This is a genomic window from [Zimmermannella] faecalis ATCC 13722 (assembly GCF_000381765.1).
GTDB classification, from domain to species: Bacteria; Actinomycetota; Actinomycetes; order Actinomycetales; family Microbacteriaceae; genus Gulosibacter; species Gulosibacter faecalis.
This window is the reverse complement of the sequence record NZ_KB907084.1, coordinates 14,591-40,352: the sequence shown is the minus strand read 5'-3', so window position 1 is coordinate 40,352 and position 25,762 is coordinate 14,591. Positions and strand designations below refer to the sequence as shown.

The window sequence follows — 25,762 nt, the reverse complement described above, 5'->3', positions numbered from 1 at the left end:
CGGTTACGCCGCGACGCTCACCCGCACCGTGTTCGCCCACGGGTCCTCGAACGTGAGCACCTGACCGTCGTCGGCCGCCTTGACGCTGAAGTGGCGCATCCGCTCGCCGAGCTCGCCGAGGTCGTCGGCCGCCGGAACGCGAATGTCGACCTCGCCGAGGCCGAGGGTCTGCTGGCGACGGCCGGCGCCGCGGCTATTCCAGATGTTCATGGCCATGTGGTGGTGGTAGCCGCCCGCGCTCACGAAGAGCGCCGCGCCGCGGAAGTGGTTCGTCGCCTCGAAGCCGAGCTGGTTGACGTAGAACTCCTGGGCGCTTGCGAGGTCGCCGACGCTGAGGTGGATGTGGCCGACGGTCGCGGCGCCGCGGGTCGGGGTGGCGAGCGTCTCTTCGGTCAGGTGCTCGCGCAGGTAGGCGTTGGGGTCGAGGAACAGGGTGTCCATCTCGACCTCGCCGTGGGTCCATGACCAGGCGCTGCGGTCGCGGTCCCAGTACAGCTCGACGCCGTTGCCCTCGGGGTCGTTGAAGTAGAACGCCTTGCTCACGAGGTGGTCGGCGCTGCCGGTGAACAGGCCGGGGAAGCGCTGCGCGGTCGAGTAGACGGATGCGGCGAGCTCGGCCTCGGTGTCGAACAGGATCGCGGTGTGGAAGAGTCCGGCTTCTCCCGGGCTCGCGTGCTTCAGCGCGGGCGTGTGCTCGAGAATCACGAGCGGGCGGCCGGCGCGGCCGAGGGTGGCGACGCCGCCCTCTTGGGTGAGCAGTTCGAGGGTGACGCCGTCGGTGTAGAAGCGAATCATTGCGTCGAGGTCGGCGACGCGGAGCGTGACGGCGCCCATCGTGGTGTCGGCGGCGAGCTTGCCGGAGGGGGTGGTGGAGGCGTGCTGCAGGGTGGCCATGCAGTAATAGTTGCAGCTACAACTAAAATTGTCAATGGGGTCGCGTGGGTGGCATCCGGAGACGGCGCCGCGCGGCGTAGGATCGCCCCATGCCGGCACCGAAACGCACCGACCCCGACGACTTCTTCGCGCGCCTCGAATCGCACCAGCGGGCGCACCTCGAGGAGCTGCGGCGAATCAGCCTGAGCTTCGCGCCCGAGGTGGCCGAGGAGCTGCGCTGGAACACGCCCGCGTACATCCGCGATGGCGAGAACATGTGGATGCTGCAGGCGTTCGGCAAGCACTGCTCGCTGCGCTTCACGCCGGACTTCTTCACGCCGATGCGCGATGAGGTGACCGCGGCGGGCTATGACTCGGGCGCGGGCTTCCTCAAGTTGCCCTACGACCGGGAAATCCCGGAAGACCTCTGCCGCCGCCTTATCGCGGCCCGCCTCGCCCCGCAATAGCCCTTCCCCATCCCAGTTGAGTGGTCGATTTTTGCTGTTTTGAAGCTGGCGGTGTCAACCGGTGGATGCAACAATCGACCACTCAACTGAGGGCGGCGGCGATGGCTCGACCCGCGGTGCGGCCCGAAAAGAGGCAGCCACCGAGGAAAGTGCCCTCGAGCGATCGATAGCCGTGCATCCCGCCGCCGCCGAACCCGCTCGCCTCACCCGCGGCGTACAGCCCCGGCACCGGCTCGCCCGCGTCGCCAAGCACTCGGCCGCGCAAATCGGTCTCGAGCCCGCCGAGCGACTTGCGCGTCAGGATGTGTAACTGCACGGCGATCAGCGGGCCCGCCTTCGGGTCGGTGAGCGGGCCGAGTGGCGCGACCCGAATGAGTCGATCGCCCCGATACCGCCGTGCCTGCCGAATCGCCGCGAGCTGCGCATCCTTGCCAAAGGGGTTCTCGAGCTCTCGATCGCGGGCCTCGACCTCGTGCCGAACGCGGTCGACGTCGAGCAGGTCGGGCGAGCGCTGGCGCATCTTCGCGAGCAGCTCCGGCAGCGTGTTCGCGACGAGAAAGTCTGCGCCGCGCTCCTTGAACGCCTCGACCGGCCCAGGAGCGCCCTTGCCGAGCCGGCTGCTCGCGAGCAGCTTCAGGTCGCGGCCCGTGAGGTCGGGATTCTGCTCGCTGCCCGACAGCGCGAATTCTTTCTCGAGGATGCGCTGATTCAACACGAACCAGCTGTGGTCGTGCCCCGTCGCGACGAGGTGCTCGAGCGTGGCGAGGGTGTCGAAGCCGGGGAAGAGCGGCGTCGGGAGCCTGTGCCCGCGGGCGTCGAGCCAGAGCGACGACGGGCCGGGCAGGATGCGGATGCCGTGGCTCGCCCACACGGGGCTGTGGTTCTTGATGCCCTCGACGTAGTGCCACATGCGGTCGCCGTTGATGAGGCGGCCGCCGGCGTCGCGGGCGATGCCGAGCATGCGGCCGTCGACGTGCGCGGGCACGCCCGACAACAGGTGATCGGGCGGCGTGCCGAGGCGGATCGGCCACTGTTCGCGCACGAGGTCGTGGTTGCCGCCGATGCCGCCCGAGGCGACGAGCACGGCGTCGGCGCGAAACTCGAAGTCGTCCGTCACGTTGCGGTTTGAGGGTTCGCCCCTTGCGGCCGAATCTGGGGCGAGCGTCGCGCCGCTCACCCCGACGACGGTGCCGCCCTCGACCTCGAGGCGGTCGACCCGGTGGCGGAACGCGAGTCGCGCCCGACCCTCGGCGACGCCCTCGCGGACGCGCCGAACGAAGGGTTCGAGCACGCCGGGGCCGGTGCCCCACGTGATGTGAAACCGGGGCACCGAGTTGCCGTGGCTCGTCGCGCGGTCACCACCGCGCTCGGCCCAGCCGACGACGGGGAAGAACTTCACGCCCTTGCCGCGCAGCCAGTGGCGCTTCTCACCGGCCGCGAACTCGAGGTAGGCCTCGGCCCACCGCCTGGGCCACGCATCCTCGTCGCGGTCGAAGCCGGCAGACCCGAACCAGTCCTGCCGTGCGAGGTCGAGGCTGTCGCGCACTCCGAGGCGACGCTGCTCGGGGGAGTCGACGAGAAAGAGGCCGCCGAACGACCACCAGGCTTGTCCGCCGAACGAGGCCTCAGGCTCCTGTTCGACGATGATGACGCGTCGGCCCGCGTCGAGCAGCTCGCTCGCGGCGACGAGTCCGGCGAGTCCCGCCCCGACAACGATCGCGTCGGCCCGATTCGTGTCGTGCGTGCGCGCATCCATCTCAGACCCCCTTGTCTGCCTGCTCCGCCCACCCTACCCAACAGTTGAGTGGTCGAATGTTGCTGTTCTGAAGCTTCAGAACAGCAACATTCGACCACTCAACTGGGGTGGGGGAGGGCCCGGATACGCGGGCTAGCGGGAGTTGCTCGCCGCGAGTTCGCGCTCGGCGTGGAGCTCCTGCTCGTGGTCGAGCCACGTGCGGCCGTGGTTGCGCAGGCAGAACACGTAGACGACGAGCGACGCCGCGATGACGATCGTGACGTACACGATGAAGCCGGGCACCTGGTCGCCGCCCTTCGCCGCCTGGTAGAGCACCGGCGCCGTGCCACCGAACACCGAGTTGCCGAGCGCGTAGCCGAAGCCGACGCCGAGGGCACGGATGTGCGAGGGGAACAGCTCGGCCTTCACGACCGCGTTGATCGAGGTGTAGCCCGTGAGGATCACGAACCCGCCGACGAGAATCGCGAACGACGCGACCGCGCTCGTCTGCTGCGGCAGCCAGGTGAGCAGGAACCAGGTGTAGAGCACGCCGCCGATGCCGAAGAACACGAGGAGCGTCTTGCGGCCGACGATGTCGGAGAGCCAGCCACCGAGCGGCTGCAGGAGCATGAGGATCGTGAGCGCGATGAGGTTGATCACCGTGCCGGTCACGACGTCGTCGCCCGCGAACGCCGCCTTCACGATGCTCGGGCCGGTCACCGAGTAGACGTAGAACGCGATCGTGCCGCCCATCGTGACGAGGAAGCAGAGCAGCAGCGGGCGCCACTGGTTCACGAGCAGCTCGCGCATCGAACCCTGCGACTTTGCCGCCGAGCGCTCGACCTGGTTGACGGTCGTGGTCTCGAGGGTCTCGTCCATCGTGCGGCGCAGCCAGAACACGACGAGCGCGGCAACGCCACCGATGCCGAACGCGACGCGCCAGCCCCAGGCGGTGATCGCCTCGGTCGGCATCGTGAGCACCATGATGAGCAGCGTCGTCTGCGCGAGCACGTGGCCGCCGACGAGCGTGACGTAGTGGAACGACGACAGGAACCCACGGCGGCCGGGCACCGCGGCCTCCGACATGTAGGTCGCGCTCGTGCCGTACTCGCCGCCGGTCGCGAAGCCCTGCAGCAGTCGGCAGAGCACGAGAATGACGGCGGCGCCCATGCCGATTGTCTCGGCGGTCGGCGTCACGGCGACGACGAACGAGCACAGCGCCATGACGCTCACCGAGATCGTGAGCGCGAGCTTGCGGCCGTGCCGGTCGGCGAAGCGTCCAAAGAACCACGAGCCGAGCGGGCGCATGAGGAACGTGACGGCGAAGATCGCCCACACGTAGATCGTCGAGTTCTGGTCTTCGGGGTCGAAGAACTGCGACTCGAAGTAGGTGGCGAACACCGAGTAGACGTAAACGTCGTACCACTCGACGAGGTTGCCGGTGGAGCCCTTGAGCGTGTTCGAGACGGATCGTCTCAGCGAAACGGGGGCAGTTGTCGTCGACATGCGATTCCAATCGTGCGAGATCGTGCGGGTGGGCGGGCGGCGCACGGCAACGACCACATCGACGTCGCTGGCGCCAGGTCAAGGTATCCCGGCGTTGCCCGCGGCCGCGCGGAATCCTTACACGGCCTTTACGAAGCCGTGACGCGTCGAACCGCGGATGCGGCCGGTACCGACCGCCGCATCCGCACGGGCCGCTCGCGCTGGCGCATAGAATGTCGGCATGCGTGTGCTCGTCGTCGAAGATGATGCCTCGGTGGCCGCGGCGCTCACGAGCGTGCTCACCCGAGCCGGCCACACGTGCACTCGCGTCGCGACGGGCGCCGGACTCCTGGCAGAGCACACGAACCATGAGGTCGTGTTGCTCGACCTTGGCCTCGAAGACATGGATGGGCTCAGCGCGCTCGGGCAGCTGCGTGAGCGGAGCGACCTGCCGGTCATCGTCGTCACGGCGCGCGGCGACGAGCGCTCGACGGTCGTCGCGCTCCGGCTCGGCGCCGACGACTACCTCATCAAGCCGGTGCGGATGCACGAGCTCCTCGCGCGGATCGAGGCGGTTTCGCGCCGGGCCGGGGTTCGTGACGAGCCGAGGGTGCTCGAGGCCGGTCGCGTGCGGCTCGACCTCGCGGCGCGCCGGGCAACCTGCGACGGCGCGGCGATTGCGCTCACGCCGACGGAGTTCTCGCTGCTCAGCACGCTCGTGAGCCGCGCGGGGGAGGCGCTGAGCCGGCCGCAGCTGGTCGAGGCCGTGTGGGGCGCCGAATATCCGTCGACCTCGCGGGCGATCGACGTGCACCTCGCCCAGCTGCGGCAGAAGCTGCCCGAGGGCACGATCACGACAATTCGCGGCTTCGGGTACCGATTCGAGCCCGGCCCATGAGACGCCGGGTGCTCATCCCCTCTCTGTTGCTCGGGCTCCTCGCCGTGTGCGTCATTCTCGTCTCGATCGGGCACGGCATCGCGGTGTCACGCACGCAGCAGCTGCAGTTGCAGCGCGTGACCGCGATGGGCGAGATCGTGAGTCGCGCCGAGGTCGCGGTGACGGGAGACCGCGCGGACGCACTCCAGAGCTACCTCGACCGGTTCCTCGCGACGAACGGCGAGTCGGTTGCCGTGATCGACGGGCACGGCGATGTCGTCGCGGCGGCCGGCACGATCGACGTCACCGCGCCCGACGTCGAGGCACTCGCGCTCTCGGCGGGCCGGGCGGTGCCGCAGCTCAGCATCGAGACCGTGCGCCCCTGGAGCCCCGACCACGCGCTCGTCGCCGCCCCGTTCGAGGGCCTGCCCGGTGTGACGGCGGGTGCCGTCGTGCTCGAGGTCGACCTCACGGCTGCCCGCGCTGATGTCGTGCGGTCCTGGTGCCTCATCACGGTCGCGGGGCTCCTGCTGCTCGCCGGCATGCTCTTCGCACTGTGGCGCTGGACCGGCTGGGTGCTCCGCCCGGTCGACGCGCTCGACGCCGCGACTCGCGCGCTTGCCGAACGCCGCCCGCCCGCCGCGCCCGACCCATCCGGCCCGCCCGAACTGCGCCGACTCGCGGCCTCCTTCGCGAGGATGGCGCAGGGTGTCGAGGATGCGCTCGAGCAGCAGCGCGGGTTCGTCGCCGAGGCGTCACTCCAGTTGCGCAACCCGCTCGCGGCGATTCGCCTGCGCATCGATGCGCTGCCGCGCGGCGAGACGATTCCTGACGATGAGCTTGTCGACGCGCTCACGGCGGTCGACGGCGACCTCGACCGGCTCGAGCACATCGTCGATCGGATGCTCGTGCTCGCGAACGCGGAGCACCGCGTGACGGCGATCACGAGCGGTAAGTCGTTCAGCATGCGCACGGCGGCGATCGACCTCGGCGGCACGCTCTCGATCGCCGACGTGCTCGACTCGGCCCACCTTCCCGCCCTCGACGTGCGCACCGAGGGCGCCGAGCTGGTGCGCACGGAGTTTGGCCGGGCGGATCTCGTCGAGATCGTCGAGATTCTGCTCGAGAACGCGGCGAAGTACGCGGGCGACGACGCCGTCGTGACCGTGCGCCTCGCCGAGCGTGAGGGGCGGTCGGTGCTCGAGGTGAGCGACAACGGTCCTGGGCTCAGCGACGACGAGCTCGACCATGTCGGCGACCGATTCTGGCGTTCGACCGAGCACACCGGGCTGCCCGGCACCGGTCTCGGGCTCGCAATTGCTCGGCAGCTCGCGCTCGCGAACGGCGGCGACCTCACGGTCGATCGCGCCGAGGAGGGCGGGCTGCGGGTGCGCGTGTGGTTGGGGGCGTCGTGACGGGCACGCGACTGGCGGGCGCGCGACTGGCGGGCACGCGACTGGCGAGTGCCGGGCTGACGCGCCGGGGATTCCTTCGCGGCGTGGGCGCGCTCGCGGCGTCGGGCGCGGCGTTCGCGCTCGCGGGCTGCGGGCTCGGGGCGAGCGGTGCGCGGTTCACGATGGCGAGCGGCGAGCCGGGCGGCACCTACGTCGAGTTCGGCGAGCTATTGCGGGCGGCGCTGCAGCGACGCGGTGCCTTCGAACTCGACCTGCGCACGACGCTCGGCAGCGTCGACAACCTCGGCCTGCTTGCGCGGGGCGAGGCGCAGCTCGCGATCTCGCTCGCCGACGCGCTCGACCCGTCAGCGCCCGCGCCCGTCGCGATCGGCCGGGTGTATCAGAACTATCTGCAGTGCGCCGTACTTGCCGACAGCGGGATGCGCGTGCTCGCCGACCTCGCGGGCCACCGCGTGTCGGTGGGTGCGCCCGGCTCGGGCGCCGCGATTACGGCGCGGCGGGTGCTTGAAGCGGCCGGCCTCGCGACGGGGGAGGGCGCGGCCATCACCTCCGAGCTCAGCATCGTCGACGCGACGGCCGCGCTTGAGGCGGGCGAGATCGACGCGCTGTTCTGGTCGAGCGGCATCCCGGCCCCGGCGATCGCGTCGCTGCGGGAGCGAGTCGCGATTCGCTTCGTCGCGCTCGCCGACGTGCTGCCCGCGCTCGATTCCGCGTATCCCGATACCTATCTTTCGACGGCGCTGCCGCGCGGCGCGTACGGCGGCGTCGATGACGTGCCGACGGTGGGCACACCGAACTTCTTGCTCGCGAGCCGCGACCTGCCCGACGACGCGGCCGCGTCGCTCGTTGACGTGCTCATCGAAGAGGCCGAGACGCTCGTGCCGGCGGGCTCGGTTGGCGTGCAGTACCTCACGGCGGCGAACCTGATCGACACGTCACCCGTACCCCTGCATCCGGCCGCCGCGGCCCGCTACCGCACCCGCTACGGCTAGCTGTTTTTCCCAGTTCGGTGGTCGATTGTTGCTGTTTCGAGCGCTCAAAACAGCAACAATTGACCACTCAACTGGGGGGAAAAGAGCGGGGCTAGGTGAGGAGGTCGGAGAGGGTCAGCCAGCGGTCTTCGAGCTCGGCGGTCTCGGACTCGAGGGCGCGCAACTCGTCGCCGAGGCGCTGCAGGCCCTCGTAGTCGCTCTGGTCGTGCTCGGCCATGCGCTCGTGGGTGCGCGCCACCTCGCCGCCGAGCTTCTCGAGCCGGCGCTCGATCGACGCGACCTCCTTCTCGGCCGCGCGGCGGTCGGCACCCGAGAGCGAGGGCCCAGCGTCGGCCGCGCTCGAGGCGGGGGCGGATGCGCCACCCGGCGCCGCGGGCTGGCTCGCCTGTTCGCGGCGCAGGCGCAGGTACTCGTCAACGCCACCGGGCACGTGCCGCAGCCGACCGTCGAGGATCGCGTACTGCTGGTCGGTGATGCGCTCAAGCAGGTAGCGGTCGTGCGAGATGACGAGCAGGGTGCCGGGCCACGAGTCGAGGAGGTCTTCCATCGCCGCGAGCATGTCGGAGTCGACGTCGTTCGTCGGCTCGTCGAGGGCGATGACGTTCGGCTCGCTCAGCAGCAAGAGCAAGAACTGCAGGCGCCGCTTCTGCCCGCCCGAGAGCTCTTCGACGCGGGCCGAGAGGTGCTCGCGCGCGAACCCGAGCCGCTCGAGCAGCTGCGCGGGGGTGAGGTCTTTCCCGTCGACCTGGAACGTCGTCTTCGTGCGCGCGAGCACCTCGCGCACGCGGTCTCCGCCGATCTCGGCGAGCTGCGAGAACTGCTGATCGAGGAACCCGAACTTCACGGTCTTGCCGCGCTTTACTCGGCCCGACGTCGGCTCGATCGTGCCGGCGATGAGCCCGAGCAGCGTCGACTTGCCGGCGCCGTTCGCGCCCAAGATTCCGGTGCGCTCGCCGGGGCCGATGCGCCAGGTGACGTCGCGGAGCACCTCGCGGTCGCCGAAGGCCACGCCCGCGCCCTCGACGTCGATAACGTCCTTGCCGAGGCGCGCGACGGCGAGCTGCTGCAGCTCGATCGGGTTGCGCACGGGCGGCACGTCGGCGATGAGCTCGTTCGCGGCGTCGATGCGAAACTTCGGCTTCGACGTGCGGGCAGGTGCGCCGCGGCGAAGCCACGCGAGCTCCTTGCGCATGAGGTTCTGCCGCTTCTGCTCGGTCGCGGCGTTGATGCGGTCGCGCTCGACGCGCTGGAGCACGTACGCCGCGTATCCGCCCTCGAAGGGCTCGACGATGCCGTCGTGCACCTCCCACGTTTCGGTGCACACCTCGTCGAGGAACCACCGGTCGTGCGTGATGACGATGAGGCCGCCCGAGTTCTTCGGCCAGCGCGTCTTCAGGTGCCCCGCGAGCCACGCGATGCCCTCGACGTCGAGGTGGTTCGTCGGCTCGTCGAGCGCGAGCAGATCCCAGTCGCCGATGAGCAGGGCGGCGAGGGCGACGCGGCGGCGCTGGCCGCCCGAGAGGTCACCGACGCGGGCCTCCCACGTCAGGTCAGCGACGAGGCCGCCGATGATGTCGCGGATGCGCGCATCGCCCGCCCACTCGTGCTCGGCAAGGTCGCCGACGATCGAGTGATGCACGGTCGCGTCGTCGTCGAAGCTGTCGCGCTGCGTGAGCACGCCGAAGCGCACGTCGCCGCGGCGCGTGACGCGGCCCGACTGGTATTCGACGGTGCCGGCGAGCATGCCGAGCAGGCTCGACTTGCCATCGCCGTTGCGGCCGACGATGCCGATGCGGTCGCCCTCTTCGATGCCGACGCTGACGGCGTCGAACACGATTCGAGTGGGATATTCGAGGTGGAGGGCTTCGGCCCCGAGCAGTGGTGTCGCCATTTCGCCCAGCCTATCGAAGCGGCGGGCCCGCCCGCGCCGTCGCGCGTCAGTTCGCGTCGTCGGTCATCGCGAGCGAGAGCTCGCGCAGGCCGCGCTCGAGCACGCGGAACTCCTCGTCGGTGACGTCGGCGAGGAGCACGACCTCGCGCTCGAGCAAGCCCTTGATCGCGGCGTCGACGCGCTGGCGCCCCTCTGGGGTCATGCGCACGAGCACGCTGCGGCCGTCGGCGGGGTCGTCTTCGCGCACAACGAGGCCCGACTCGACGAGGCGATCGATGCGGTAGGTCATGGTGCCGCTCGAGACGAGGTTGCTCGCGAGCAGCTGCTTGGGCGTGAGTGCGTAGGGCTCGCCGGAGCGCCGCAGCGCCGAAAGCACGTCGAACTCCGAGAGCTCGAGGCCGACCTCGGCGAACGCGCGCTTGCGCACGACCTCGAGCTGCCGCGAGATGCGCTTGACGCGCGAAAAAACCGACAGCGGCGAGAAGTCGAGATCCGGACGAGCGCGAGTCCACTCGTCGACGATTGTGTCGACGGCGTCGGTTTCGTGAGGATGCATACCCTCTAGTATCGCTGAGGCCCGCGAAATTTCCCGGAGCGCGCGTGACTTGTTGAGTCACGGTCGTGCGACGGACGTGGCAGACTAGGGCCGCACCTTCCTCCTTGGTGTAACGGCAGCACGACGGCCTTTGGAGCCGTTAGGTCCAGGTTCGAATCCTGGGGGAGGAGCCAGGGCGCCCAGCTTGGGTCGCCGCGGCGGGCTCTGATCGGGCGCGTCACAGAGTCGAGGAATGGGGAATCGCATGACCGCACAGAACCTGGCCGTTGTCATTCTTGCCGCGGGCGCCGGCACCCGTATGAAGTCGAAGACGCCGAAGGTGCTCCACCCGCTCGGCGGGCTGCCGCTGATTGGGCACGTGCTGCGCACGGCGGCGCAGCTTCAGCCGACGCACACGGTCGCGGTCGTGCGGCACCAGCGCGACCGCGTCGTCGAGGCGATTGGCGCGCTCTCGCCCGAGACGCTCATTGCCGACCAGGACGACATTCCCGGCACCGGCCGCGCCCTCGAAGCCGGCATGGCCGTGCTGCCCGACGACTTCGACGGCGACATCGTCGTACTCTCGGGCGACGTACCGCTGCTCGACGCGCCCACGGTGCGCCGGCTCATCGAGGCGCACCGCCTCGACCACGACGAACTCACGCTCCTCAGTGCGATCTATCAGGACCCGGCCGGCTTCGGCCGCGTCGTCCGCGACGCCGACGGCCAGTTCGACTCGATCGTCGAGCACAAGGATGCGACCGAGCGCCAGCGCGAGATCACCGAGATCAACGCGGGCGTCTACGTGTTCCGCGCCGCGGCCGCGCGCGACGCGATGTCGCGCATCGGCACCGACAACAAGCAGGGTGAGAAGTACCTCACCGACGCGGCCGCGCTCATCAAGCAGGACGGCGGCCGCATCGCCGCCGTCGCGGTGACCGACCCGTGGCTCGTGCAGGGCATTAACGACCGCGCGCAGCTCGGCAACACGGCGCGCGAGTACAACCGTCGCATCCTTGAATATTGGATGCGCGAGGGCGTCACGATCGTCGACCCCGACACGACGACCATCGAGGCCGATGTGACGATTGCCGCCGACGTCGAGATTCAGCCGGGAACGCAGCTGCGCGGCGCCACCTCGATTGGCGAGGACGCCGTGATCGGCCCCGACACGACGCTCGTCGACACCGAGGTCGGCGCGGGCGCGGTAGTGAAGCGCACGGATGCGACGCTCGCGGTCATCGGCGCGGGCGCGACGGTCGGCCCCTGGAGCTATCTGCGCCCGAACACCGTCATCGGTGCGGGGGCGAAGGTGGGCACGTTCGTCGAGACCAAGAACTCGACGCTCGGCGACGGCGCGAAGGTGCCGCACCTCTCGTACGTCGGTGACGCCGAGATCGGCGACGGCACGAACCTCGGCGCTGGCACGATCACCGCGAACTACGACGGCGTCAAGAAGCACCGCACGGTCGTCGGTCGCGACGTGAAGATCGGGTCTGACAACGTGCTCATTGCCCCCATCACGATCGGCGACGGCGCGTACTCGGGCGCTGGCACGAGCATCCGAAAGGATGTGCCCGCCGGGGCACTCGCGCTCAATGTCGCGCCACAGCGCAACGTCGAGGGCTGGGTCGCGAAGCACCGTCCGGGTACGCCCGCGGCCGATGCCGCGGCGGCGGCCGGTACCGCGTCAGAGGTGCCCACCGAATCCGAGTAGTCTTGGTGGGCATTCGTGCCCGACAACGAGAAAAGGCGGTAGTAGGTGTCCGGCATTGTCAACCCTGGTGAAAAGCGACTAGTCCTCATTTCGGGGCGAGCGCACCCGCAGCTCGCAGCGCAGGTCGCCGAAGAACTGGGCACCGAACTGCTCGAGACTGAGGCGCGCACGTTCGCGAACGGCGAGATCTACGCCCGCTACGGCGAATCGGTGCGCGGCGCCGACGCGTTCGTCGTGCAGTCGCACGGCGAGCCGATCAACGAGTGGATCATGGAACAGCTGATCATGGTCGACGCGCTCAAGCGGGCGTCAGCGAAGCGCATCACCGTGGTCGTGCCGTACTACCCGTACTCGCGACAAGACAAGAAGGGCCGCGGGCGCGAGCCCATCTCAGCCCGACTCATCGCCGACCTCTTCAAGACCGCCGGCGCCGACCGCATCATGTCGGTCGACCTTCACGCCTCGCAGATTCAGGGCTTCTTCGACGGCCCCGTCGACCACCTGTTCGCGATGCCGGTGCTCATGAATTACTTCAAAGAGAAGCTCGGCGACGTCGACAACCTCACGGTGGTCTCGCCCGACATGGGCCGCGTGCGGGTTGCCGACCGCTGGGCCGACGAGCTCGGCTCGCCGCTCGCGATCATCCACAAGCGCCGCGACCCGAAGGTCGCGAACGAGGTGACGGTGCACGACATCGTCGGTGACGTGAAGGGCCGCGTCTGCCTCATGGTCGACGACCTCATCGACACCGGCGGCACGATTCAGAAGGCGGCGGATGCGCTCAAGGCGCACGGTGCCGAGCGCGTCGTCGTCGCGGCGACGCACGCCGTGTTCTCGGGCCCCGCCGTCGAGCGCCTGCAGGACCCTGCGATCGACGAGGTCGTCGTCACCGACACGCTGCCGCTGCCCGACGCGAAGCGATTCCCGACCCTCACGGTGCTGCCGATCGCGCCGCTGCTCGCGCGCGCGATTCACGAGGTGTTCGAGGACGGCTCCGTGACGTCGATGTTCGACGGCGCGGCCTAGCTGGCCACCGAGACCGCTCACAAAACGGCGGCGCGACCCACCCGGGTCGCGCCGCCGTTTTGCTGTGGAGCGACCGACGCGCGTCGTCACACGAAGTCATAACCCGACTCAGGTTGGGAGAAACCCCTACTTTGGTGTGCATGTCGGTTCCGTTCTCGTTCGAGCTGTTCCCGCCGCGCACCCCCAAGGTCGCGGCGCGAATGCCTGAGATCGCGCGCGCCCTCGGCCGGGTGCATCCCGACTTCATCTCGGTGACGTTCGGCGCGGGCGGCTCGTCGCGCGGCGCGTCGCTTGACGTGCTCGCCCTCATCCGCGACGAAACGACGGCGCGTCCGCTGGCGCACCTCACCTGCGTCGGCTCGTCGTTCGCGCAGGCCGCCGAGATCATCACCGAGTTCCTCGACGAGGGCATCACCGACTTTCTCGCGCTGCGGGGCGACCCGCCCGCCGGGCTTACGGAGCACGATGAGTTCCTGAGCGACCTGCGCAGCGGCGCCGAGCTCGCGCAGCTCATCGACGGGGTGCGGCAGCAGCACCTGCCGCGTGAGCTCGGGCCGATCGCGGGGCGCTGGCACGTGCGTACGCCGCCCGCCGGTATCACCGCTGTCGCCGCGTATCCGAATGGCCACCCCCAGTCGCGCTCGCTCGAGCAGGATTTTGACGCCCTGCTCGCGAAGGAGGCCGCGGGCGCGACGCTCGCGATCACGCAGCTGTTCTTTGAGGCCGACGACTACTTCGCGTTCGTCGAGGGCGCCCGCGCCCACGGCGTCACGATGGAGATTCGCCCCGGCATCATGCCCGTCACCTCGCTGCCGCGACTCGTACGAATGTCGCAGCTCGCGGGGGAGGAGGTGCCGGAACGCCTGCACCGCTCGCTGGACGCCTGTCACAGCGACGAAGCCCGCCGCGAGCTCGGAATCGCCCACGCCACCGCAATGTGCCACGACCTCGTCGCGCACGGCGCGCGCGGCTTGCACCTCTACACCCACAACCGCACCGACGAGCCGCTCGAGCTGCTCAGCCGACTCGGCCTTGTCGACCGCACCACGCTCGCCACTGCCGAGCGAACGACCACCGCGGCCTAGCCGCGACGAAAGGACACCATGACCATCGAATTCCCCGCAGGCACCGTCCTCGGCTACCCCCGCATCGGCCGTCACCGTGAGCTGAAGAAGGCGGTCGAGTCGTACTGGCGCGGCGCGTCTGACGCGGCCGAGCTCGCCGCGGCCCGCGCCGGCGTGCGGGCCGCGGCCCGCGAGGCGCTCGTGCGCGCGGGCCTCGGCGCCGACGACTCGTCGATTCCCGAGGCCGACGCGAGCTACGACCACGTGCTTGACACGCTCGTGACGGTCGGCGCCGTGCCGGCCCGGTTCGCCGACCTCGCGAGCCTCGACGACGTCGACCTCACGTTCGCCCTCGCCCGCGGCGACGCCGAGCACCCGGCCCTCGAGATGACGAAGTGGTTCGACACGAACTACCACTACCTCGTGCCCGAGATCGGTCCCGACACCGCGTTCGCCTACCGCTCGCACGAGCGCGCCGAGCAGGTGCGTGAGGCGAAGGCCGCGGGCTACACGACCCGCCCGACGATCGTCGGCCCCGTCACGTTCCTTGCCCTTGCGAAGCCCGACGACGCCGCGCCCGAGGGCTTCGCTCCGCTCGACCGCCTCGACGACCTCGTCGACGTCTACCTCGAGGTGCTCGCCGACCTGCGCGCGGCCGGTGCGCAGTGGGTGCAGCTCGATGAGTCGGCCCTCGTGAGCGAGGTGCTCCCCGTGGCGCCCGAGCGGCTCACCGAGGCCGCTGCCCGCGCCTACGAGCGCATCGCGGCCGCGACCGACCGCCCGGCCCTGTTCGTGCAGACGAGCTACGCGGCGCTCCCCGCCGCAGCCTACCGGGCCCTCGCGGGCGCCGGCGTCGAGGCCATTGGGGTCGACCTCGTGCGTGGCGCGCTGCCCGATGCCGTCGCCAAGTTCCCGAATGTGCGCGTCGTCGCGGGCGTCGTTGACGGCCACAACATTTGGCGTGGCGACCTCGCCGCAGCGTTCGACCGGCTCGCCGAGATTGCCGCGCAGGGCGTCGCCGTGACGGCGAGCACCTCAACCTCGCTCATCCACGTGCCGCACACGCTCGACGACGAGGGCGCGCTCGACGCCACCCTGCGGAATTGGCTCGCGTTCGCCGACGAGAAGGCGGCGCAGATCGCAACGCTCGCGCACGGCCTCGCCGCCGGCCGCGACGCGATCGCCGAAGAGCTGCAGGCCGCGACCGACGCGCTTGCCGAGCGCGCCGACGCGACCGGCGTGCGCATCCCCGAGGTGCGCGAACGTGCGGCCACCGAAGTACGACTCGACCGCGGCGACTGGGATGCGCGGGTCGAGGCCCAGCGCGACGCCCTCGGGCTGCCCGCGCTGCCGACGACGACGATTGGCTCGTTCCCCCAGACCGCCGAGATCCGCCGCGCGCGTCGCGCGTTCGGCCGCGGCGAGATCGACACCGCGGCGTACGAGGAGTTCCTGCGCGACGAGATTCGCCGGGTGATCGAACTGCAGGAAGACCTGGGGCTCGACGTGCTCGTGCACGGCGAACCCGAGCGCAACGACATGGTTCAGTACTTCGCCGAGCACCTCGAGGGCTTCGCGGTCACCTCGAACGGCTGGGTGCAGTCGTACGGCTCGCGCTGTACGCGCCCATCGATTCTCTGGGGCGACGTGCACCGTCCCGAGGCGATCACGGTGCGCTGGGCGGAGTTCGCGCAGTCGCTCACCGACAAGCACGTGAAGGGCATGCTCACGGGCCCCGTCACGATTCTCGCCTGGTCGTTCGTGCGCGACGACCAGCCGCTCGGCGACACGGCACGCCAGGTGGCGCTCGCGCTGCGCGACGAGGTCGCCGACCTCGAGGCCGCCGGTATCGGCATCATTCAGGTCGACGAGCCCGCCCTGCGCGAACTGCTGCCCCTCGAGCGCGCGCGCCACGAGGAGTACCTGCGCTGGAGCGTTGACGCGTTCCGCGCCGCCACCTCGGTCGCCGCGCCCGCGACGCAGGTGCACACGCACCTGTGCTACTCGGAGTTCGGCGAGGTCATCGAGGCAATCGACGGGCTCGACGCCGACGTCACGTCGATCGAGGCGGCGCGCTCGCGCATGGAGGTCGTCGCCGACCTGCAGCAGCACGGCTTCGCGCGCGGCATCGGGCCGGGCGTGTGGGACATCCACTCGCCGCGAGTGCCGGCCGAGGCCGAGGTAGCGGAGCTCGTGCGCCTCGCGGTCGCGGGCATCCCGATCCAGAACCTCTGGATCAACCCCGACTGCGGCCTGAAGACCCGCGGCTACGAAGAGACGGTCGCGTCGCTGCGGAACCTCGTCGCGGCAGCCCAGGAGGCTCGTGAGGCGGTCGCCGCGCCGGTCGCCTAGGACTGGCGAGCGCCGAATGGCGCCGTGAATGATGAATGGCGCAGTCACATGACTGCGCCATTCATCATTCACGGCGCCATTTGCGGTGGTGCGCCGGGTTGTGTCCTTACGAGGAAATCTCCGCGAGGAGTTCATCGAACGCGGGCCACGAGAACATCTTCGCGGTCGCGCGAGGCGACGGCTGACCCGCGTCGGGGTCGGCGCCCGCCTCGAGCAGTTCGCGGCACGAGGCGATGTCCTGCTTGAACACGGCGCAGGTGAGCGCGTTCTGCCCACGGTCGTTCGCGACGTCGAGGTCGGCGCCGTGCTCGATCAGCATCGCGACCGTCTCGGTCGCGAAATGGTACGCGGCGAGGATGAGCATCGTGTTGCCCTGCGCATCCTGCATGTTCACCGGTGCGCCCGCGTCAAGATAGGCCGCAAGCATCTCGGCCTCGTTCTCACGGGCGTAGTCGAACAGCTGGTTCGCGAGCTCGATCGCCTCAGCCGAGACGCCAGCGGGGAGCCCGCCAGCCGCCTCGTAGGCCGAGCGCTCGCTATCGCCGGGGGAGTTGTCGGGTCGGGGTTCTGCCATCCGCTATGCCTCGTGCTCGACGCGGTCGCCCGACCAGTCGGTGTGGAACGTGCCCTCGCGGTCGACGCGCCCGTAGGTGTGCGCGCCGAAGAAATCGCGCTGGCCCTGGATGAGGGCGGCGGGCAGGCGGTCGGCCGCGAGCGAGTCGTAGTAGCTCAGCGACGCGCCGAACACGGGGGCCGGCACGCCCGAGAGGGCAGCGGTTGCGACGACCCGGCGCCACGCGTCGACGCCGCTCGCGACCTCGCCGGCAAAGTACGGGTCGGCGATGAGCGACTGCAGCTCGGCGTCACGCTCGTACGCGTCGGCGATGCGGTTGAGGAATCGGGCGCGGATGATGCAGCCGGCCCGCCAGATCTTCGCGATCGCGCCCGGGTCGACGCTCCAGCCGTACTCCTCAGCACCCGCGAGAATGAGGTCGAAGCCCTGCGCGTACGCGATGACCTTCGACGAGTACAGGGCCTGCCGCACCTGCTCGACGAAGTCGGCGGGGATCGGCGCGGCTTCGGGCCGCTTGGCGACGGTGGGGCGCACGGCGTCGCGCTGCGCGACGCGACCCGAGACACCGCGCGCGAATACTGCCTCGCCGATGCCCGAGGCGGGCACCCCGAGCGCGAGCGCGTTCTGCACGGTCCAGGTGCCGGTGCCCTTCATGCCGGCGCGGTCGACGACGATGTCGACAAACGGCTTGCCGGTGTCGGGGTCGACGTGGCGGAGCACCTCGGCGGTGATCTCGATGAGGTACGACTCGAGGTCGCCCTGGTTCCACTCGGCGAACACATCGGCGATTTCTGCGGGCGTGAGGCCCCCAACGTGTCGGAGCAGGTCGTAAGCCTCGCCGATGAGCTGCATGTCGGCGTACTCGATGCCGTTGTGCACCATCTTCACGAAGTGGCCGGCGCCGTCGGTGCCGATGTGCGTAACGCAGGGCGTGCCGTCTTCGGGCGCGCGTGCCGCGATCGACTCGAGGATCGGGCCGAGGGTCTCGTACGACTCGGCGGTGCCGCCGGGCATGATCGAGGGGCCGTTGAGCGCGCCCTCCTCGCCACCCGAGATACCGGCGCCGACGAAGTGTAGGCCCTTCGCGCGCACCGCGGCCTCGCGGCGGATCGTGTCGGTGAAGAGCGCGTTGCCGCCGTCGACAATGATGTCGCCGGGCTCAAAAGCCTCGACGAGCTGGTCAATGACCGCGTCGGTCGCCTTCCCCGCCTGCACCATAATGATCGCGGTGCGCGGGCGCTGGAGGGAGGCGGCGAATTCTTCGACGGTTGCTGAGGGCACGAAGCCCGCTTCCGGATGCTCGGCGACGAGCTTGTCGGTGCGGTCCTGCGAGCGGTTGTACACGGCAACCGTGTTCCCCTCGCGCGAGGCCAGATTGCGCGCGAGATTCGCGCCCATCACGGCCAGTCCGACTACGCCGATGTTTGCGGATGCGGTGCTGTCGTTCATGTTTTACCTCTCGAGGGATTGCACGCGAAATTCCATTATGGTCGCCCAGGTCGAAGAGTTGCTGCGTCGTGTCAACATGTGTCGCTCCCGGGCCGCGGCAATGGGCGCCGATAGGATGCCCGCACACGGACTACTCCGACGCTAGGGGAGCGCATGGCCAGCAACGACGACGACCGCACGCAGCGATTCGACTGGAGCCTCTCCCGCGAGGGGGAAGCTGGCGCATCCGACGACGCGCGCCGCGAGCCCGACCCGACCCGGCCCATCCATCGGACCGAAGCGAATACCGATGAGATCGACCCGGTGCCGCCGACGCGTCGCCTGCCGGCGGTGAATGCTCCCACCGCCGACGACACCAAGACCCGCGCCTACGACTTCGGCGGCCCGACGTCGAACGGTCAGGCCTCGAGCGGCGCGAGCAGCGACCCGTACTCGTACCAGTCGGCGCCGCCGGCTTCACGGCCCGCGCCGCAGCCCACACCGGTCGCAACGGAGCACCGCGCCACGGTCGACACGAGGTGGATGGATGAGCCGGGCGGCCCGGGCGTCGGCGGCCGCATCGGCTCGGTCGTGCTCACGCTCGTTGCCGTCGCGTTCGTGCTCGCCCCGGCGGCGCTCCGGCTGCTGTCGGCGACGCAGGTGAGCCCGGTGTACTCCGACCTCGCGGCGCAGTTCGGCGATCTGGTCGAGGTCGGGCTCATGATCGTCACGGTCGTCGGCTGGGTGATCTTCGGCTGCTCGCTCATGCTCTCGGGCCTCGGCGGCGGCGTCATCGGCGGGCTGTTGCTTGCGGGCGGCATCATCGGCGTGATTCTCCAAGCGTTCTTCCCGGGCGGCGCCGACCTCTACGGATTCCTCATCCTGATGGCGAGTAACGGGCTCACCCTCGGAGCCGCACTCGTGTTCACGGGCATTGGCGCTCACGTCGCGCGGCAGGCCGGGTTCAAGCGCGCCGTGCGGCTCGCACAGGGCCGCACGAGGTAATTGGGCCGCACTCGATAAAGGTGCCCGTGCGCTGGTAGGCTTGGCCGCTGTACTTCGGCGAGGGGCACATCCGTGCCCGTTATCGACGCGGTCGAGTGGGCTCCTGCGTGAGCAGCCACGAGTTCGTGTTCACACCGCCGTCACACGAAAGGAAACCTCATGGCTAACACCACCGACAAGCTGACCGCAACGGTCCGCACCCAGTTCGGGAAGGGCGCCGCGCGTAAGATTCGCGCGAACGACCTCATCCCCGCCGTCATTTACGGCCACGGCACCGACCCGAAGCACATCACGCTGCCCGGTCACGAGACCATGCTGCTCCTGCGCAAGGCGAACGCGCTCATCGACATCGACATCGAGGGCACCTCGCAGCTCGCGCTCGTGAAGGACGTGCAGCGCGACCCGGTTCGCCAGATCATCGAGCACGTTGACTTCATCGTCGTTCGTCGCGGTGAGCGCGTCGAGGTCGACGTGCCCGTGCACGTCGTCGGCGAGCCCGCTCCCGGCGCGATCGTGCTGCAGGACGCGAACACGATTCTCGTCTCGGCCGAGGCGACCCACATCCCCGAGAACATCGAGGTCAGCGTCGAGGGGCTCGAGATCGGCACGTCGGTCGCGATCCAGGACGTCAAGCTTCCGCAGGGCGTGCAGCTTGTCGACGAAGAGACCGAGATCATCATCGCCTCGGTGCAGGAGCCGCAGCTTGAGCCCGAGCCCGAGGACGCCGAGGGCGAGACGGCTGAGGACGCCGCTGAGGGCGACGACGCGCCGGCTGAGGACGCTGAGTAGTGGCCGCTGACGCGTGGCTCGTGCTCGGTCTCGGGAATCCCGGCGACCGGTATCGGGCGACGCGTCACAACGTCGGCCAGATGGTGGTCGACGAGCTCGCCTCGCGGGTCGGCGCTTCGTGGAAGCGCCACCCGCGGGCGAGCGCCCTGGTCGCCGAGGGCCGCGTTCGCCCCGGCGCACCGAAACTCGTGCTCGCGAAGTCGACCGGCTACATGAACACCTCGGGTGGGCCGGCGTCGCAGCTCGCGAAGTACTACGGGGTCGACCTCGAGCAGGTCATCGTCGTGCACGACGAGCTCGACATTCCCTTCGACTCCCTCAAACTCAAGCGCGGCGGTGGCCACGGCGGCCATAACGGGCTGCGCGATATCTCCTCGGCGCTCGGGCCCGAGTACCTGCGCGTGCGGGTCGGCATCGGCCGCCCGCCGGGCCGGCAAGACCCGGCCGACTACGTCTTGCGCCCGTTCGCCACGACCGAGCGCGACAACCTCCCGGTGCTCATCGCCGACGCCGCCGACGCGGTTGAGCTCCTCGTCGAGCGCGGCCTCGTCGACGCGCAGCAGGTCGTGCACGCGCGGGTGAGCTAGCCGGATGCGCGCGGTCGTGACGCGGTGCGCTTCGGCGAGCGTCGTGGTCGACGGCGAGATCGTCGGCCGCCTCCCGCAACCGGGCCTGGTCGCCCTCGTCGGGGTGACGCACGGCGACGATGCGGCCGAGGTGGCGAAGCTCGTGCGCAAGATTTCGCAGCTGCGCATCCTCGAGGGGGAGCGCAGCGCGCTCGACGTGGGCGCGCCCGTGCTCGTCGTGAGTCAGTTCACGCTCTACGGTGACGCGCGCAAGGGCCGGCGGCCGTCGTGGTCGAACGCCGCGCCCGGCGGGATCTCGGAGCCGCTCATCGACGAACTCGTCGACGGACTTCGGGCAGCCGGCCTGCACGTAGAAACGGGCCGATTCGGTGCGATGATGCGCGTCGAGAGCGTGAACGACGGACCATTCACGATCCTCCTCGACACGGCCGAGATCGCGTGAGCGCCACCGTGCCCCGGTCGCGTTCCCGGCGCCAGTCGGTGAGCCCGGCGGCCGTCGCGCTGCCGCTGGTATTGCCGCTCATGCTGCTGGCGGGATGCGCGGGGGAGTCGCGACCCTCGTTCACTGAACGCGGCTACCCGCAGGCGCCCGAGCAGGAACTGCCGGCGGCGGCATCCACCGCGACCGACGTCGCCATCACCGACCTCGTCGAGCCCGTGTGGCTCGCCGTGACCGCCGAGCGCACGGGGATTCCGCAGCGCGCGGTCGCCGCGTACGCGGGTGCCGCCCTGCGGCTTGCCGAGACGATGCCCGACTGCGGCATCGGCTGGAACACGATCGCCGGCATCGCGCAGGTCGAGTCGGTGCACGGCGCAATCTTTGGCGGCGGCATCGGCGATGACGGCGTCGTCAGCCCACCGATCGTCGGGATCCCGCTCGACGGCACCGAGGGCACGATGGCGGTCGTCGACACCGACGGCGGTGCGCTCGACGGCGATGCCGAGTGGGATCGCGCGGTGGGCCCGCTCCAGTTCATTCCCGAGACCTGGCAGCGGGTGGGGCAAGACGCGAATCTCGATGGCGTCGCCGATCCGCACAACATCGACGATGCCGCGCTCACGGCTGGCGTCTACCTCTGCGAGAGCGGTGGCGAACTCGTGAGCGATGACGGCTGGAACGCGGCGGTGTCGACCTATAACGTGCCGACCGCGTACGCGCACCGCGTCGCGGGATACGCGCGCGACTACTTCGCGGGCTAGGATCGCGACAACCCTTCATCGGATCGTCTGGTGCGTACCCGCCAGGAAGGAGACCAACGATGGCCTCAGTGACGTTCGACCACGCGACCCTGCAGTATCCGGGAGGTGAGCGCCCGGCTGTCAACGACCTCAATCTCGAGATCGAAGATGGTGAATTCCTCGTGCTCGTCGGCCCGTCTGGCTGCGGCAAATCGACGACCCTGCGGATGCTCGCGGGGCTTGAGCAGGTCACGGCCGGCTCAATTCTCATCGGCGACAAGGACGTCACCGAGTCCGACCCGAAAGACCGCGATATCGCAATGGTCTTTCAGAATTACGCGCTGTATCCGCACATGACCGTCGCCGAGAATATGGGTTTTGCGCTGAAACTCGCGAACACGCCGAAATCGGAGATTCGTGACCGCGTTGAAGAGGCGGCGGCGCTGCTCGACCTCGGTGAATTCCTCGACCGCAAGCCGAAGGCGCTCTCGGGCGGTCAGCGGCAGCGCGTCGCGATGGGGCGTGCGATCGTGCGCTCGCCGCAGGTGTTCTGCATGGACGAACCGCTCTCGAACCTCGACGCGAAGCTGCGCGTGCAGACGCGCTCGCACATCGCGTCGCTGCAGCGGCGCCTCGGCGTCACGACGGTGTACGTGACGCACGACCAGGTCGAGGCGATGACGATGGGTGACCGCGTCGCGGTGCTCAGCGACGGCGTACTACAGCAGGTCGACAGCCCGCGCGTGCTCTACAACGAGCCCGACAACGTGTTCGTGGCGGGGTTCGTCGGCTCGCCAGCCATGAATCTCGTCGAGACTCGGGTCGCCGACGACGGCACAGTCTCGTTCGGGCCGATCGCGGTCGACGTGCGCCCAGGCGTTGTCGAGCCGGGGCAGCGGGTGACCGTGGGCATCCGCCCCGAACACCTGAAGTTCACGGGTGAAGGCGGCCTCGAACTCGAGGTCGACCTCGTTGAGGAGCTCGGCTCCGACGCGTACGTCTACGGTCGCGCGAAGCTGCCGGGCGACCCGCTCATCGTCGCCCGTCACGACGACGTGACCCCACCGACAAAGGGCGAGCGGCTGCGGCTCACGGCTGCGAACGAACAATTCCACCTATTCGACACCGAATCGGGAAATCGCCTCACGCGATAATTGCGAGGTCACAACGAATTGCACAATGTTCCGCAGTGGCGCGGGATGCGTGCAAGACTACAAAGGTGCCCGCCAGCGTTGGCGGAGCCGCGATCCAATTCCGAGATCGAGCGCTGAAACGAAATGTAAGGGAGCAATTCATGAAGCGACGGATCAGTGCGGTGGCGGCAGTCGCCGTGGCAGGACTCGTACTCGCCGGATGTTCGGGCGGTGGCGGCGGAGGCGGCGGGGAGGGGAGCGGCGCACAGGCCGAGGGCCTCGACAGCCGCGGCCCGATCTCGTTCGCGATGGGCGCGAATGACGCCGGCAAGCTCGAGCCGATCATCGAAGCCTGGAACGCCGATCACCCCGACGAGGAGGTCACCCTCGTTGAGCTGCCGCAGGAGGCGAACGGCCAGCGCGACACGCTCGTGCAGTCGCTGCAGGCGCAGAGCGGTGACTACGACGTCATGGCGCTCGACGTCACCTGGACCGCAGAGTTCGCGGCGAACGGCTGGCTGCAGCCGCTCGACGGCGACCTCAACCTCGACACGTCGGCGCTGCTGCCGGCGACCGTCGAGTCGGCGACGTACATGGACACGCTCTACGCGGCGCCGCAGAACACGAACGCGCAGCTCATGTTCTACCGCACCGACATCGTCGACGAGGTGCCGACGACATGGGACGACCTGCTCGCGTATCGCGACGCTGCCGACGCCGAGAACCTCGATCTGCTCATCATGCAGCTGAAGAACTATGAGGGCCTCACTGTGCAGACCACGCAGGCGATCAACTCGTGGGGTGGCTCGGTCGTCGACGCCGACGGCAAGACGCCCACGGTCGACTCCGACGAGGCGAAGGCCGGCATCGAGGCGCTCGCCGAGGCATACGCCAACGGCGACATCCCGAAGGCCGCGAACGGCTACACCGAGGAGCAGACGAACCTCTCGTTCCTCGCGGGTGAGACCGTCTTTGCCTACAACTGGCCCTACATGTACGACACCGCGATGAGCGAAGAGACCTCGCAGGTGAAGGACAAGTTCGACGTCGCCGCGATCGTCGGCCCCGACGGGCCCGGCGCATCGACGCTCGGCGGCTACAACAACGGCATCAACGTCTACTCCGAGAACAAGGCCACCGCGTTCGACTTCGTGCAGTTCATTCTGTCGGAAGAGAACCAGAAGGGCTTCGCCGAGCAGTCGTTCCCGCCGGTGCTCGCGTCGATCTACGAGGACGAGTCGCTCATCGAGCAGTTCCCGTACCTGCCGGCGCTCAAGGATGCGCTCGACAACGCGCAGCCCCGCCCCGTGACGCCGTTCTACGCGGCCGTCTCGAAGGCCATCGCCGACAACGCCTACGCGGCGATCGTCGAGGGCAAACCCGTCGATGAGGTGGTCACGAACATGAGTGACGCGATCACGTCGTCGACGGCCGGCTAACCGGCGCCGCGGTGGCGCGGGCAGCACCGCCCGCGCCACCGTCTCCGGGCCACGGTTCGGTGGCCCGCGCATTCGCCAGGGCGCAACCGTGGTTGCGGAGAGATCGAGGGATGCAGGAGTCGAGATGACGAGCTCGAGTTCCACGACGCGGCAGGGGCCCGCGTCGCCGGTGCAGCGCAAGTGGCGTAGCGACGGCAAATCGGCAGTGTGGCTGATCGCCCCCGCGATGATCGTGCTGGCGATCGTCATCGGGTATCCGATCATCAGCGCGATTGTGCAGTCGTTTAACCAGGACCGCATGTTCGACCCGAACACGGGCTTCTTTCAAGACGGCGGGTTCGCTGGTATTTCGAACTACACGCACTGGCTGCTGCAGGACTGCGGCGGCGGCGTGAACTCCTGCCCGCCGGGCACGACCGGCAGCCAGTTCTGGCAGGCGATCGGCGTCACGTTCCTCCTCACGATCATCACGGTGTCGCTCGAGGTCGTCATCGGCTTCGGCATGGCGATCATCATGGGCCGCAACATGGTCGGGCGAGGCCTGCTGCGGGCCGCCGTGCTCGTGCCGTGGGCGATTCCGACGGCCGTCACCGCGAAGCTGTGGGCGTTTATCTTCGCGCCGCAGGGCATCGTGAACAGCCTGACGGGGCTCGACCTGCAATGGACCACCGGCACGTGGGAGCTGCTTACCGCCGTCATCGTCGCCGACGTTTGGAAGACGACGCCGTTCGTCGCGCTGCTGATTCTCGCGGGGCTGCAGCTGATCCCGAAGGACGTCTACGAGGCCGCGCGCATCGACGGCGCGACGAAGTGGCAGCAGTTCCGGCAGATCACGTTGCCGCTCGTGCGCCCCGCGCTCATGGTCGCGATTCTGTTCCGCCTGCTCGACGCGCTGCGCATGTACGACCTGCCCGCGATCATGCAGGGCAACACGTCGGGCTCGGCGACGACGATGTCACTGCTCGTCACGGCGACGATGCGCGAGAACGAATACAACAACGCGTCGGCGCTGTCGACGATCGTGTTCCTCATCATCTTCATCTGCGCGTTCATCATGGTGAAGGTGCTCGGCGCGAATGCGGTCGCGCAGACCCAGCCCGCGCCCGATCTCGGCACGGGCGGCCGCAAGCGCAAGCGTCGCGGGCCGATTCAGACCGAGCCCGTCACGACGCGAGCGATGACGACGAGGGAGAAGTGAC

Annotated in this window: 23 protein-coding genes and 1 tRNA gene; 17 read left to right on the top strand and 7 right to left on the bottom strand. The window is 69.3% G+C overall.

The annotated features are described in order from the left end of the window. Nucleotides 1-3: 3 nt before the first annotated feature. Entirely contained in the window at nucleotides 4-894 is an 891-nt protein-coding gene (locus G328_RS0112260) for a VOC family protein (protein WP_019619651.1), read from the bottom strand. 89 nt (nucleotides 895-983) lie between these two features. On the opposite strand from G328_RS0112260, the gene G328_RS0112255 reads away from it, so the two are divergent. Continuing rightward, complete coding sequence (locus G328_RS0112255) at nucleotides 984-1,340, top strand: iron chaperone (protein WP_019619650.1); 357 nt, start codon at nucleotides 984-986, stop codon at nucleotides 1,338-1,340. Nucleotides 1,341-1,422: 82 nt separating this feature from the next. On the opposite strand, the gene G328_RS0112250 is transcribed toward G328_RS0112255, so the two are convergent. Together G328_RS0112250 and G328_RS0112245 are read right to left on the bottom strand one after the other, a co-directional pair. Continuing rightward, nucleotides 1,423-3,096, bottom strand: a complete 1,674-nt coding sequence (locus tag G328_RS0112250) for an FAD-binding dehydrogenase (protein ID WP_019619649.1) — start codon at nucleotides 3,094-3,096, stop codon at nucleotides 1,423-1,425. Between the two features lie 132 nt (nucleotides 3,097-3,228). Continuing rightward, entirely contained in the window at nucleotides 3,229-4,581 is a 1,353-nt protein-coding gene (locus G328_RS0112245; RefSeq protein WP_051082918.1) for an MFS transporter, read from the bottom strand. Between the two features lie 220 nt (nucleotides 4,582-4,801). Here G328_RS0112245 and G328_RS0112240 point away from each other — a divergent pair, with 220 nt between their 5' ends. The 3 genes from G328_RS0112240 (at nucleotide 4,802) to G328_RS0112230 (ending at nucleotide 7,844) form a co-directional block, all read left to right on the top strand. Continuing rightward, nucleotides 4,802-5,458, top strand: a complete 657-nt coding sequence (locus tag G328_RS0112240; RefSeq protein ID WP_019619647.1) for a response regulator transcription factor — start codon at nucleotides 4,802-4,804, stop codon at nucleotides 5,456-5,458. An 8-nt stretch (nucleotides 5,459-5,466) separates the two neighbouring features. Further along, entirely contained in the window at nucleotides 5,467-6,852 is a 1,386-nt protein-coding gene (locus G328_RS15345) for a HAMP domain-containing sensor histidine kinase (protein WP_019619646.1), read from the top strand. Nucleotides 6,853-6,935: 83 nt separating this feature from the next. Further along, on the top strand, nucleotides 6,936-7,844 hold the full coding sequence (locus tag G328_RS0112230; protein WP_187325761.1) for a TAXI family TRAP transporter solute-binding subunit: 909 nt from the start codon (nucleotides 6,936-6,938) through the stop codon (nucleotides 7,842-7,844). 91 nt (nucleotides 7,845-7,935) lie between these two features. Here the strand turns inward: G328_RS0112230 and G328_RS0112225 are convergent, their stop codons facing one another. Then, nucleotides 7,936-9,735 (bottom strand): ABC-F family ATP-binding cassette domain-containing protein, encoded by a 1,800-nt coding sequence (locus G328_RS0112225; protein WP_019619644.1) that lies wholly within the window; start codon nucleotides 9,733-9,735, stop codon nucleotides 7,936-7,938. A gap of 46 nt (nucleotides 9,736-9,781) precedes the next feature. After that, nucleotides 9,782-10,291, bottom strand: a complete 510-nt coding sequence (locus tag G328_RS0112220) for a MarR family winged helix-turn-helix transcriptional regulator (protein ID WP_019619643.1) — start codon at nucleotides 10,289-10,291, stop codon at nucleotides 9,782-9,784. A 98-nt stretch (nucleotides 10,292-10,389) separates the two neighbouring features. Here G328_RS0112220 and G328_RS0112215 point away from each other — a divergent pair. The 5 genes from G328_RS0112215 (at nucleotide 10,390) to metE (ending at nucleotide 16,429) form a co-directional block, all read left to right on the top strand. Continuing rightward, nucleotides 10,390-10,464: transfer RNA gene (locus tag G328_RS0112215), tRNA-Gln, on the top strand. Nucleotides 10,465-10,535: 71 nt separating this feature from the next. Then, entirely contained in the window at nucleotides 10,536-11,987 is a 1,452-nt protein-coding gene (gene glmU, locus G328_RS0112210) for a bifunctional UDP-N-acetylglucosamine diphosphorylase/glucosamine-1-phosphate N-acetyltransferase GlmU (protein WP_019619642.1), read from the top strand. A gap of 45 nt (nucleotides 11,988-12,032) precedes the next feature. Then, nucleotides 12,033-13,013, top strand: a complete 981-nt coding sequence (locus G328_RS0112205; protein WP_019619641.1) for a ribose-phosphate diphosphokinase — start codon at nucleotides 12,033-12,035, stop codon at nucleotides 13,011-13,013. A gap of 140 nt (nucleotides 13,014-13,153) precedes the next feature. Beyond that, nucleotides 13,154-14,098 carry a methylenetetrahydrofolate reductase gene (locus G328_RS0112200; protein ID WP_019619640.1) on the top strand — a complete coding sequence of 315 codons (945 nt, stop codon included), beginning with the start codon at nucleotides 13,154-13,156 and terminating at the stop codon, nucleotides 14,096-14,098. 18 nt (nucleotides 14,099-14,116) lie between these two features. Next, a complete protein-coding gene (gene metE, locus G328_RS0112195; protein WP_019619639.1) occupies nucleotides 14,117-16,429 on the top strand; it encodes a 5-methyltetrahydropteroyltriglutamate--homocysteine S-methyltransferase in 2,313 nt (770 codons plus the stop codon). A gap of 106 nt (nucleotides 16,430-16,535) precedes the next feature. Here the strand turns inward: metE and G328_RS0112190 are convergent, their stop codons facing one another. Further along, nucleotides 16,536-17,003 (bottom strand): ankyrin repeat domain-containing protein, encoded by a 468-nt coding sequence (locus G328_RS0112190; protein ID WP_019619638.1) that lies wholly within the window; start codon nucleotides 17,001-17,003, stop codon nucleotides 16,536-16,538. A gap of 3 nt (nucleotides 17,004-17,006) precedes the next feature. Further along, nucleotides 17,007-18,452: an NADP-dependent phosphogluconate dehydrogenase gene (gene gndA, locus G328_RS0112185; protein WP_019619637.1), complete on the bottom strand. Its 1,446-nt coding sequence runs from the start codon at nucleotides 18,450-18,452 to the stop codon at nucleotides 17,007-17,009. Between the two features lie 153 nt (nucleotides 18,453-18,605). Between gndA and G328_RS0112180 the strand changes: the two genes are divergently transcribed. From G328_RS0112180 to G328_RS0112145, 8 genes are all read left to right on the top strand, one after another. Next, nucleotides 18,606-19,436, top strand: a complete 831-nt coding sequence (locus G328_RS0112180) for a hypothetical protein (RefSeq protein ID WP_019619636.1) — start codon at nucleotides 18,606-18,608, stop codon at nucleotides 19,434-19,436. Between the two features lie 159 nt (nucleotides 19,437-19,595). Next, nucleotides 19,596-20,225 carry a 50S ribosomal protein L25/general stress protein Ctc gene (locus G328_RS0112175; RefSeq protein WP_019619635.1) on the top strand — a complete coding sequence of 210 codons (630 nt, stop codon included), beginning with the start codon at nucleotides 19,596-19,598 and terminating at the stop codon, nucleotides 20,223-20,225. After that, entirely contained in the window at nucleotides 20,225-20,812 is a 588-nt protein-coding gene (pth, locus tag G328_RS0112170; RefSeq protein ID WP_019619634.1) for an aminoacyl-tRNA hydrolase, read from the top strand. The genes G328_RS0112175 and pth overlap by 1 nt, the downstream gene beginning before the upstream one ends. A gap of 4 nt (nucleotides 20,813-20,816) precedes the next feature. Continuing rightward, nucleotides 20,817-21,254, top strand: coding sequence for a D-aminoacyl-tRNA deacylase (gene dtd / locus G328_RS0112165; RefSeq protein WP_019619633.1), 438 nt, complete (start codon nucleotides 20,817-20,819; stop codon nucleotides 21,252-21,254). Then, nucleotides 21,251-22,012 carry a lytic transglycosylase domain-containing protein gene (locus tag G328_RS0112160; protein WP_019619632.1) on the top strand — a complete coding sequence of 254 codons (762 nt, stop codon included), beginning with the start codon at nucleotides 21,251-21,253 and terminating at the stop codon, nucleotides 22,010-22,012. Before dtd ends, G328_RS0112160 begins: the two co-directional genes overlap by 4 nt. A gap of 59 nt (nucleotides 22,013-22,071) precedes the next feature. Continuing rightward, entirely contained in the window at nucleotides 22,072-23,145 is a 1,074-nt protein-coding gene (locus tag G328_RS0112155) for an ABC transporter ATP-binding protein (protein WP_019619631.1), read from the top strand. Between the two features lie 140 nt (nucleotides 23,146-23,285). Further along, a complete protein-coding gene (locus tag G328_RS0112150) occupies nucleotides 23,286-24,563 on the top strand; it encodes an ABC transporter substrate-binding protein (RefSeq protein ID WP_026339869.1) in 1,278 nt (425 codons plus the stop codon). A 124-nt stretch (nucleotides 24,564-24,687) separates the two neighbouring features. After that, a complete protein-coding gene (locus G328_RS0112145) occupies nucleotides 24,688-25,761 on the top strand; it encodes a carbohydrate ABC transporter permease (protein WP_019619629.1) in 1,074 nt (357 codons plus the stop codon). Nucleotide 25,762 lies beyond the last annotated feature (1 nt).

Coding starts and splice junctions, on each gene's coding strand:
- G328_RS0112250 (WP_019619649.1), bottom strand. CDS start 3,096: ATGGATGCGCGCACGCACGACACGAATCGGGCCGACGCGATCGTTGTC.
- dtd (WP_019619633.1), top strand. CDS start 20,817: ATGCGCGCGGTCGTGACGCGGTGCGCTTCGGCGAGCGTCGTGGTCGAC.
- G328_RS0112260 (WP_019619651.1), bottom strand. CDS start 894: ATGGCCACCCTGCAGCACGCCTCCACCACCCCCTCCGGCAAGCTCGCC.
- metE (WP_019619639.1), top strand. CDS start 14,117: ATGACCATCGAATTCCCCGCAGGCACCGTCCTCGGCTACCCCCGCATC.
- G328_RS0112145 (WP_019619629.1), top strand. CDS start 24,688: ATGACGAGCTCGAGTTCCACGACGCGGCAGGGGCCCGCGTCGCCGGTG.
- G328_RS0112220 (WP_019619643.1), bottom strand. CDS start 10,291: ATGCATCCTCACGAAACCGACGCCGTCGACACAATCGTCGACGAGTGG.
- glmU (WP_019619642.1), top strand. CDS start 10,536: ATGACCGCACAGAACCTGGCCGTTGTCATTCTTGCCGCGGGCGCCGGC.
- G328_RS0112225 (WP_019619644.1), bottom strand. CDS start 9,735: ATGGCGACACCACTGCTCGGGGCCGAAGCCCTCCACCTCGAATATCCC.
- G328_RS0112190 (WP_019619638.1), bottom strand. CDS start 17,003: ATGGCAGAACCCCGACCCGACAACTCCCCCGGCGATAGCGAGCGCTCG.
- G328_RS0112155 (WP_019619631.1), top strand. CDS start 22,072: ATGGCCTCAGTGACGTTCGACCACGCGACCCTGCAGTATCCGGGAGGT.
- G328_RS0112255 (WP_019619650.1), top strand. CDS start 984: ATGCCGGCACCGAAACGCACCGACCCCGACGACTTCTTCGCGCGCCTC.
- gndA (WP_019619637.1), bottom strand. CDS start 18,452: ATGAACGACAGCACCGCATCCGCAAACATCGGCGTAGTCGGACTGGCC.
- G328_RS0112150 (WP_026339869.1), top strand. CDS start 23,286: ATGAAGCGACGGATCAGTGCGGTGGCGGCAGTCGCCGTGGCAGGACTC.
- G328_RS0112200 (WP_019619640.1), top strand. CDS start 13,154: ATGTCGGTTCCGTTCTCGTTCGAGCTGTTCCCGCCGCGCACCCCCAAG.
- G328_RS0112180 (WP_019619636.1), top strand. CDS start 18,606: ATGGCCAGCAACGACGACGACCGCACGCAGCGATTCGACTGGAGCCTC.
- G328_RS0112245 (WP_051082918.1), bottom strand. CDS start 4,581: ATGTCGACGACAACTGCCCCCGTTTCGCTGAGACGATCCGTCTCGAAC.
- G328_RS0112240 (WP_019619647.1), top strand. CDS start 4,802: ATGCGTGTGCTCGTCGTCGAAGATGATGCCTCGGTGGCCGCGGCGCTC.
- G328_RS0112175 (WP_019619635.1), top strand. CDS start 19,596: ATGGCTAACACCACCGACAAGCTGACCGCAACGGTCCGCACCCAGTTC.